Raw genomic sequence first — 8,614 nt, forward strand, 5'->3', positions numbered from 1 at the left:
ATATTTGGTAGCGTGTCAGCATGACACCGCGGGGAGAGGGCATCGACTTCGAGGCGGAGCTCGACCTGTGGCAGGTATCCCTCCGCGCCGAACGCAAGTCCAACGCGACCGTGAAGTCCTACTCCACGGGCGTGCGCGCCTTCCTCGACTACTGCATGCGTGTGGGGGTCAGTCCGGCTCTCGATAGGCACACGGTGAGTGCCTTCACTGCTGACCTGCTTGATCAGGGCTTGGAACCTTCTACCGCGACCAGTCGTCAACTCGCTGTGCGTCGGTTCTCCGCTTGGCTCACCGCCGAGGAGGTCATCGACCGTGACGACCTCGTGGGTTTGAAGTCCCCCAAGCTCGACCAGAAGGTGGTGGAACCGCTCACCGACGACCAAGTGCGTGCCCTGGTTAGGGCTTGCAAGGGCAAGGAGCTCCGGGACAAGCGTGACGAGGCCGTGGTCCGCCTCATGGTTGAGGCCGGTCTTCGGGCGGGGGAGTGCGCTGAACTGAAGCTTGCAGACCTCGATCTGAAGGCCGGGACGGTCGTCGTGCGTCGAGGCAAGGGAGGCAAGGGGCGAGTGGTTCCCTTCAGTGCTCAGACCGGGCAGGTGATCGGCCGCTACCTGCGCACGCGTCGGACCCACAGGCTTGCATCATCGGAAGCTCTGTGGCTGGGGGATCGTGGCAAGGAGTTCCACTATGACGGTCTGCACAAGGCGTTGAGGGAGCGCGCGCGGGCGGCTGGCATCACCCGCTTCCACCCGCACCTGCTGCGCCACACGGCAGCGCACCGGTGGCTGGCCGCTGGGGGATCAGAGCAAGGGCTCATGACCGTCGCGGGATGGTCGACACCCGACATGCTCCAGAGGTACACGAAGGCGAGGGCGGCCGATCGTGCCGTCAAGGAAGCGCGAGCGTTGAACCTGGGGGATCTGTGAGCGAAGACAATACGATTGGCCGCTCCCTCGGCCGCATTGAGTTGGAACTGGGAGCGCGCTTCACAGTCGAGGACGCACGCGACCTTCGGGACGGAACTATGCGACGTCAACAATCTGCTCAGGCTGTGTTTCGGACGAGTCGGGCTGCGGGTGATCTTCATGGGCGGAGGGGTATCTCCAGGGCCCGATGGAGGTGTAAAGAACGTGGATGCCTAGTTCTCGATGTCTTTGAGGTCGAGGGCGTTGGATTGTGCGCGTGGAAATGCTCCTATCGCCTCTCCAAGAAGGATTGGGTTGAGCGCTGCTCAGAGTCCTTCCGGGTCAAGCACCCTGACCGGCGTGTCCCAGAGCTGACGGACGTGCTTCTCCCTGACGACCTGGAGTACTGGCTCAACTGCGATTGTGGGCATGTCCGAGACTTTGTGGTCTCTGGAGCGGAAGCACGTGAAGCCGGGACACGCCGCGCGGGAGACATCATCATCTAGCGCAGTGCTGTAGAGTGAAAGAACATCGTTAGGTCCCGAGCGTGGAACGCTAGACCCGGAGCATGGGGCATCCGGAGAAACCCGAATGGGGTAGCTCCGTCATGCCAGAATCCAATGTTCGTTCCCTCACCGCATCGATTGCAGCCCACGAGTCGTGGGCACGCACGTCCGACCGCGCGGCTCGCACAGCACCCGCCCGGCAAGCGCTCATGGAGAAGTTTGAGCGCGAGGTTGACCCTGACGGCACACTCGACCAAGCAGAACGTGCCATCCGTGCCGAACACCTCCGTAAGGCATACTTCCAGCGGCTCGCACTGAAGTCGGCCCGGGCCCGCCGACGTGCACGTGAGGCCGCCGACGATGCTGAGACCGCTGAACGTGAGCTCTCATCCTTCGGTGGTGATGTCGCGTGAAGAGGGCAAATGAAATCCGCCCCGGCAGGCGAACCGAGGCGGACCAAGATCACGGGCAGGCGATCACCAACAGTCTAGCGTCTGCCGACCGCCTGTGCGCTCTGCTGTCGGGTGTGTTCGTTGCCGTGGTAGAGGATGAGCGCGGCCACCTGCGCCGCCGCACCTACCTGTCCCTGTCCGCAGCCCAGCATGCGGTTGAGCGTGCTCAGGACCGCGGCCACGACGCCCAGGTTGTCCTCTGCCAGCTTGCCCCGGTGGGGGTGATCGCGTGAACTCCCAGTTCGAGCAACTGCACGCCCTGGTGGGCGTGGAGCATCAAGGTCTGGTGAACTCGGTGGTGACCGCGGCCTATCTGACGGGTCGGGGTGGTGCGTTCGCGGACGTGCACGCCGGGCGCGTCATTGCTGAGGGGTACTGGAGGGGCTACAGCGACGCCGTGGCGGACCTGGCAGCCGCCCAGCGTGAGCAGGTGCGGATCGCCCGCGAGGCAGCCCAGGGCATCGACTACGCCGACCTGTGCGACCTGCGTGGCGACCATGATCGGGCATCCCAGGCACGTGCCCACCAGCAGCGCATCGACGCCATGCCCAGCCCGACCGAGGTTGGGGGGTGGGTTGCCTGATGGAGATTGAGGCCTTCGCCCACGTGGGCGGTCTGGACGGTTCAGACGGTTCGGGCGGTCTGGACGGTAGGGTATCCGCCCTCCTGTCCAGTGTCCGCCGCTGGTTCGCCCGGTACGTGTGCGTGACTGATGATGCGGATCTTGACCTCCTCACCCTGTGGGCTGCCCACACCTACGTTGTGGAGGTCACCTACTCCACACCGAGGTTGATCCTGGACTCCTCGATGCCAGGCAGTGGCAAGACCACGACCTTGGAGCACCTGGCGCACTTGTGCTTCCAACCTGTCCAGGCGGCGTCCCTATCGTCTCCGGCTCTCCTGGCTCGGATCTTGGCGAAGTCTCCCCGAACGATTCTCATCGACGAGGTGGACCGCAACCTTGACCCGAAGAAGCCGGGGGTGGATGAACTCCTCGCTGTCTTGAACTCCGGCTACAAGCGGGGAGCGACCCGCCCGGTCCTAGTGCCCGTGAAGGGGGGGAGTTGGGACGTGGAGGAGATGCCGACCTTCGGGCCGGTGGCCATGGCAGGTAATGCTCCCAACCTCCCTGACGACACCCGTTCCCGCAGCATCCGGGTCCTGTTGATGCCTGATCTTGAGGGGCGTGTGGAGCCCTCGGACTGGGAAGACATCGAGATGGCAGCGGGAGACCTACGGGAGGCCCTGGAGCAGGCGATGGAAGCCGTCCGCGACGAGATCCGGGATACCCACCCCACCCTCCCCAATGGGTGTGTGGGGCGGATGAGAGAGAAGTGGAACCCGCTGGCCCGTGTCGCCCACGTGGCGGGTGGGGAATGGATTGAGAAGGTGGAGACGTTGATCAACCGAGACGTGGCCGAAGTCGAGGCCGAACGCGCCGACGGGCTGACGAAGCTTCCCCCGGCCGTCGTCCTCATCCGGGATCTGTTCCTCATCTGGGGGGAGCAGGAGACGTTCCTACGCACCCCCACGATGGTCTCCCGACTGATCGACCTCAACCCTGAGATGTGGGGAGAAGGGTCTGCCTACGGACGGGCACTGACCGTCCAGAGGCTCGGACGGATGCTCTCCCAGGGCGCGAAGGTCCACTCCGGGAAGGTCGCAGGGGAGCGCGGATACACCCGAGCGTCCTTCGTGACGGTCTGGGGACGGATGGGCATAGGGGTGACCGTCCAAACCGCCCAGACCGTCCGAACCGTCCAGACCGCCCAGGTCCAGACGTTCACCGAGTGCCGCACCTGCGGACTTCCCGCAGTCACGGCCGATGCTAAACGCACCGGCTACTGCGCCCAACACCGAAACGGGGAGGCCTCCTGATGGTGGACCTCTGCGAAGCCCAGCAACAGGACCTGGACACGCTCAACCGGGCCATCGCGCGAGCGGGCACGGTCCCCTGCTCGGGGGACGACCTGGCCATCTCCGAGCAGGAGGCCGACCAGCGGGAAGCGACCCACTGGTGTCACCGGTGTCCGATCCTCACTCAATGCAAGGCCTACGGGCTCGCCTGGCCCAAGGAGCGTGGCGTGTACGGCGGCATGACTGAGGCCGACCGGGCCGTGAAACACCGGCCTCCCAAGAAGTCACCGACACCCGAGGAACTGGAGCGCAGAAAGGCACTCACCCGGGAACGGTCCAGGCGAGCACGAGCCCGCCGCAAGCAACGAACGGAAGGAACAGCAGCATGAACACCGTGATGACCGCAGCAGAGTGGGCGCCCAACAGGCGTCACGAGGACATGTGCAAGGCCTACGGACTGGACCTGGTGGCCGAGGCGGAGAGCTTCATCGACGGTGCGACCGGGCGAACCAAGACGCAAGACCACTGGGACCGGATCTTCACCCTGATCCTGAAGGACCATTCGAAGCGGCGTCAGCCATCGCCTGTGTGGGAGCGCCACGTCACCGCGATTGAGGGAGCCACAGATGCAGCGTGACGTCGCGAGTCTCATGGAGACGGGGCTCTCCATCGTCCACAGCACCATCGGGACGGAGATGGCCGACCTCGGGGAACTCGACGAGGGCGACACTCGCCGCTTGGTCGGTGTGATGGCAACCCTGGTCGAGCTGGCCGTGGCGAGTGACACCTTGAACGACCTGGACCGTGCAGTCCAGCTCATGGTGGACGTCGATCGGAAGGGGAAGTGACCGTGGGTCGATGGTGGGACCTCCGAGACCAGCCCGACTCGGCGGACTCTCTCAACGAGGCCGACGCAAACCATCCCGTTCGCGTACCCAGCCGAGGTGAAGCGACACCGTCTGGGTGGGAGGAGGGCGAGGTCACATACTGCCGACCTGAAGCAGCAGACCAATGGGATGCCCGCGTGTGGCGACCACGCCCATGACCCGCTGGCCGTAGTACACTTGTTCTAGCGTTGAGCGACAAGGCCGAAGCCAAGTTCGAGGAACCCGGAGGGGTCAAGAACGAGGAGCAGGAGCCGAGGATCGGGAAGCGCCACGGTGCTACGGCCAGCGGTCACACCGGGTGAGGTTGCCCCGGGTCAATCCGTCCGTCGAATGATAGACACCGTTCCCCCGCAGATTCGGCGGCGTACTCACCCGCTGGGGACCACGAGAGTCCATGCGGGAATCCACCAATCCTCACGGGGCCACCCCACAGTGGCCCCAGCCCCAGAAAGGCACCAGAAATGGCAACACTGCACGAGCAGCTCAACGCACTGACCAAGGAAGCAGATGCGATCATTGCGCGAAGCAAGGCCCGCGAGTCGCTCCCCGGAGACGATGACCGAGCCGAAGAGCTCGCCAAGCTCATTCCCGAAGTCAACGAGAAGTGCAAGAAGGCCCGCGAGTCCGCCGAGCTGATCAAGGCCATCGGTGAGGCAGGCATGGCCACCGTCGAGATGAAGGAGAACGGGATCTCCGGGTTTGGAGCACCCCCGCAGGGACACCTCTCCATGAAGGGACTCGGTCGCGTCATGGCCGCCAAGATGGGTGCCTACTCCCAGCGAGTCTCACCCGGCACTAAAGGCATCGTGCCCGCCGGTGAGTCCGTCATCGAGGTCCCCATCGTCAATACGAACCCCATCGCTGGAGACGCCACCCTCGAACACGCTCCCCGCCTGATTGATGTCCTGCCCGTCCAGGTCCGGCGGGCACCTGTCTACCGGTACCTGCGCCAGGTCTCCGTGTCGGACCCCGGTGCAGCTGGAGTCGTCGCTCCCGGCGACGTCAAGCCCACCCGGAAGCTCGCTCTGGACACCATCGATGCCCGGCTGCGCGTCATCGCCGTCCTGTCCGAGCCCGTCGACCGGTTCCTCCTCGAAGACAAGGCCGACCTGACCACGTGGGCCACCACGCAACTCTCCGACGCAGTGGCCGACGCCCTGGAAGACGAAGTCCTCACTGGGGACGGGACCGGCGAACACTTCACCGGCCTCGCCAACACTCCCGGCGTCCAGACCCAGGCATTCACCACGGACCGTCTCGTCACCCTCCAGTACGGGCTCTCCAAGCTCCAGGGACTCGGGATCTCCGCCTCCTTCATCGCCCTGAGCGCCGCGGACTGGCTGGCCATCCAGACCACCCGCAACACCTCGGGGGGCTTCGACGTGGGGGGGCCTGTCGATCCCACCGCCCAGAAGGCGTGGGGTGTGCCCGTCGTGGTGGTGCCCGGACTGGTGGCCGGGGCGGGGTACGTGGTCGGGGCTGAGTCCATCGTCATCTCCACCGACAATCAGGGAGTTCGCGCCGACTGGGGAACGCCTGGTGACACGTTCACCCGGAACCAGCTCGTCGCCCGAGTCGAAGGCCGATTCAACCTCGACGTCATGCGCCCGCACGGTGTCGTCAAGCTTGCCCTGACAGGTGCGTGAAACCAGCCGCCTCACGGCACGCAGGTGATGACACGCGCGTCGTGAGGCAATGAGAAGTCCCGACCGTCGAGCCATCTCATGACGGTCGGGACTTCCTCATGACTGCATAACTATGCGGGGAGGGGCGTAACAATCACGGCGAATCACGTTAGGGCGGTGAGGAGGCCGGCAGTGGGCCTCCCCCTCCGGCGCATATACGGGGTCGCGCGCGCGGGCGCGTATAACTATGCAGCATGGCCCTGTCAAGGGGCATGGCTCCTCGCCCTCCGAGTACCCCCCAGGTTCCATCACTACTGGTGACGGAACGTCACGACTGGTGATGTTGCCCGGGACGGTTCCCGGCGATGGGAAGGATGTCAGCAAGATGGTTCTGACGCGCTACTGATCGGTAACGGTCTGGAGAGGTTCGAGGTCGCCGACGAAGCCGAACTTCCTTGTGCTGGTGTCGGCGAGACCTTTCCTGACGATTGACCGTGCTGCTCGGTGCGCTGCGGACAGCTCTGCGGGTGTTGGCTCTCGACCGACGAAGGTGCGCAGCCATGACCGCACGTGGACGTAGCGACGTCCGCTGGGCGCGACTGAGGGGTGTTCGTTGACGGCTTCGAGCAGTGCCCGTTCCCATCGTCCTGGTCCGCGGCTCATCTCAACTCCTAAGTGTTCACGATTCAACGGATCGTCCGACTTGTGAACGCTTATCTAAGTGTTCACACAAGGCTAAGGTTGCACCACCTGTGAACACTTAGCAAGTGCCCTGGTCGTATGGGGGTGACACTTCCCGGCCTCGGGTATTGCGTCGACGGTCGACGGGTTCCCGGGGTGACGTGGTCGACCGTCGACCAAGTTCCTCGGATTGTGGAGAGCCTACCCATCCCCATTCGGAGCCCTGCGGGCCCAGTAGTTCCGGAGCGTCCCTTCATCCCAAAGCGCCCCGGCGTTCCAGTCCTCACATTGCCGCATCTGCCCACGACGAGTGGCGCACACCTGTTCGGCGCGCGCTTCTGTTGTGGCCCTGGTCAGCGGTCTAGAAACGCTGGCACCCGCCGGTGGCACGACGGTTCGGGAAGGGTTGCCACGGCCCTCTGGTGTACGCGGGAGGGTCAGGAACGCGAGGTGGAGATCCGCCACCCACAACGGCCACCAGACGTGTGCTGGGAGCCCGTGTGGAGCGTCGGAGCCCTGCGAGGGCCGGTGGGGTGGGCAGTGAGCGCCTACCCTTTACCGGCCCCCGCGTGAGGGCTCATTCGTACATGGATGCCCCGTCCTCTCGGCCCGTGGCGTAGGTGTCCTCGGGCTCGACGGTGTCCGGTGGGGTCCAGGACGTGGAGGGGGCGGCCAGGTTGGTCACCTCCCGCTCGATGCGGTCCGCTAGGGCAATGGCGCGGTCGAGGGCGACGCGCACGAGGCGCGCCTCCGAGGGTGGGAGCGAAGCCGGGGCGGGGACGTCCACCACGACGTAGGTGTGGCCCAGGGCGTCGGTGGTGGCGGTGACGAAGATGTCGGGGCGAGCGTGGACGATGTTGACGCGCTTGGTGCGCCACCGGTCCCCGGTCACGTCGTCGTGGTCCTCCTCATCCCACCACCGTGTGCTGGTCTCGGTGCTCATCGGATCTCCTCGTTGATCTGGTCAAGGACGGACAGGATGCGGGGCAGGGCGGCGTAGAGGGCGTCGAGGTCCTCCAGCGTGTGGTCGCTGGTGAGGAACTCGACGACGGGCGCGGGGGCATCGTCGGAGGCTGAGATCTCCACGATGGTGGGCTGGTTGGGGTCAGTGGAGGGGATCGCGACCTGCAGGCTCCTGGTCCAGCTCTCGGGGTCCACGGGGTCGCGGAACACGGGCTCGTCCCACCAGTCGGAGGGCTTGAATGCGGAGGCGAGGACTGTCGTGGTCATCGCTGGCCTCCCTCGGTGAAGAAGGCGAGGGGCTCCAGGTCGAGGACCTCGGCGATCCTCACGACCTCGCTGGGTGTGAAGCTGATGTGGCCCGCGAGGCGTCGGCGCAGGGTGGAGGCGCTCATGCCTGCCTTGCTGGCGACCTCGACGGCGGGGATGCCACTGGCGTGGATGGCTCGACCCACGCGGGCGGCCACGCGTAGGGCGTACCGCTGGCCCCTGGAGGCAGCATTGAGGGCACTCCTGCCCTGTGGGGTGATCGTCCACCTGTCCTCGGTGGGAGCGGTGACGGTAGGTAGGGTGGTGCTCATGGCCGGGCCTTTCTAGCTAGGCCCCGGACCTAGACCCCGGCGGGTGTTCCACCACCTGTCGGGGTCGCCATTTCAGTCCGGGATATTTCGACCCACAGCGCTAGGTCACCACCTTGTGACCTGCATCGATGCACAGCGCATAGCCCGTCAGAGTGCGCGA

At 65.3% G+C, this 8,614-nt stretch carries 12 protein-coding genes; 9 read left to right on the forward strand and 3 right to left on the reverse strand.

Annotated features, from left to right (window positions below; genetic code table 11):
* Nucleotides 1-20 precede the first annotated feature (20 nt).
* From TA90_RS12855 to TA90_RS12890, 9 genes are all read left to right on the forward strand, one after another.
* A complete protein-coding gene (locus TA90_RS12855) occupies nucleotides 21-926 on the forward strand; it encodes a tyrosine-type recombinase/integrase (RefSeq protein ID WP_074015416.1) in 906 nt (301 codons plus the stop codon).
* 694 nt (nucleotides 927-1,620) lie between these two features.
* Complete coding sequence (locus tag TA90_RS14050; protein ID WP_197067915.1) at nucleotides 1,621-1,824, forward strand: hypothetical protein; 204 nt, start codon at nucleotides 1,621-1,623, stop codon at nucleotides 1,822-1,824.
* Nucleotides 1,821-2,096 (forward strand): hypothetical protein, encoded by a 276-nt coding sequence (locus TA90_RS12860; protein WP_043537119.1) that lies wholly within the window; start codon nucleotides 1,821-1,823, stop codon nucleotides 2,094-2,096. Before TA90_RS14050 ends, TA90_RS12860 begins: the two co-directional genes overlap by 4 nt.
* Complete coding sequence (locus tag TA90_RS12865; RefSeq protein WP_043537121.1) at nucleotides 2,093-2,446, forward strand: hypothetical protein; 354 nt, start codon at nucleotides 2,093-2,095, stop codon at nucleotides 2,444-2,446. Before TA90_RS12860 ends, TA90_RS12865 begins: the two co-directional genes overlap by 4 nt.
* Entirely contained in the window at nucleotides 2,446-3,741 is a 1,296-nt protein-coding gene (locus tag TA90_RS12870; RefSeq protein WP_052450889.1) for a DUF3631 domain-containing protein, read from the forward strand. The genes TA90_RS12865 and TA90_RS12870 overlap by 1 nt, the downstream gene beginning before the upstream one ends.
* A complete protein-coding gene (locus TA90_RS12875) occupies nucleotides 3,741-4,109 on the forward strand; it encodes a WhiB family transcriptional regulator (protein ID WP_043537123.1) in 369 nt (122 codons plus the stop codon). Before TA90_RS12870 ends, TA90_RS12875 begins: the two co-directional genes overlap by 1 nt.
* Nucleotides 4,106-4,357: a hypothetical protein gene (locus tag TA90_RS12880; protein WP_043537125.1), complete on the forward strand. Its 252-nt coding sequence runs from the start codon at nucleotides 4,106-4,108 to the stop codon at nucleotides 4,355-4,357. Before TA90_RS12875 ends, TA90_RS12880 begins: the two co-directional genes overlap by 4 nt.
* The gene (locus TA90_RS12885) at nucleotides 4,347-4,568 is read left to right on the forward strand and encodes a hypothetical protein (protein WP_043537127.1); all 222 of its coding nucleotides are present in this window, start codon (nucleotides 4,347-4,349) and stop codon (nucleotides 4,566-4,568) included. Before TA90_RS12880 ends, TA90_RS12885 begins: the two co-directional genes overlap by 11 nt.
* 500 nt (nucleotides 4,569-5,068) lie before the next feature.
* Nucleotides 5,069-6,253: a phage major capsid protein gene (locus tag TA90_RS12890; RefSeq protein WP_043537129.1), complete on the forward strand. Its 1,185-nt coding sequence runs from the start codon at nucleotides 5,069-5,071 to the stop codon at nucleotides 6,251-6,253.
* A gap of 1,237 nt (nucleotides 6,254-7,490) precedes the next feature.
* On the opposite strand, the gene TA90_RS12895 is transcribed toward TA90_RS12890, so the two are convergent.
* From TA90_RS12895 to TA90_RS12905, 3 genes are read right to left on the reverse strand one after another with little or no spacing between them, the layout of a single operon-like run.
* Complete coding sequence (locus TA90_RS12895) at nucleotides 7,491-7,856, reverse strand: hypothetical protein (RefSeq protein ID WP_043537131.1); 366 nt, start codon at nucleotides 7,854-7,856, stop codon at nucleotides 7,491-7,493.
* Nucleotides 7,853-8,143: a hypothetical protein gene (locus TA90_RS12900; RefSeq protein ID WP_043537133.1), complete on the reverse strand. Its 291-nt coding sequence runs from the start codon at nucleotides 8,141-8,143 to the stop codon at nucleotides 7,853-7,855. The genes TA90_RS12895 and TA90_RS12900 overlap by 4 nt, the downstream gene beginning before the upstream one ends.
* Nucleotides 8,140-8,454 carry a helix-turn-helix domain-containing protein gene (locus tag TA90_RS12905; protein WP_043537136.1) on the reverse strand — a complete coding sequence of 105 codons (315 nt, stop codon included), beginning with the start codon at nucleotides 8,452-8,454 and terminating at the stop codon, nucleotides 8,140-8,142. Before TA90_RS12905 ends, TA90_RS12900 begins: the two co-directional genes overlap by 4 nt.
* Nucleotides 8,455-8,614 lie beyond the last annotated feature (160 nt).

The organism is Actinomyces polynesiensis, from assembly GCF_000820725.1.
GTDB classification, from domain to species: Bacteria; Actinomycetota; Actinomycetes; order Actinomycetales; family Actinomycetaceae; genus Pauljensenia; species Pauljensenia polynesiensis.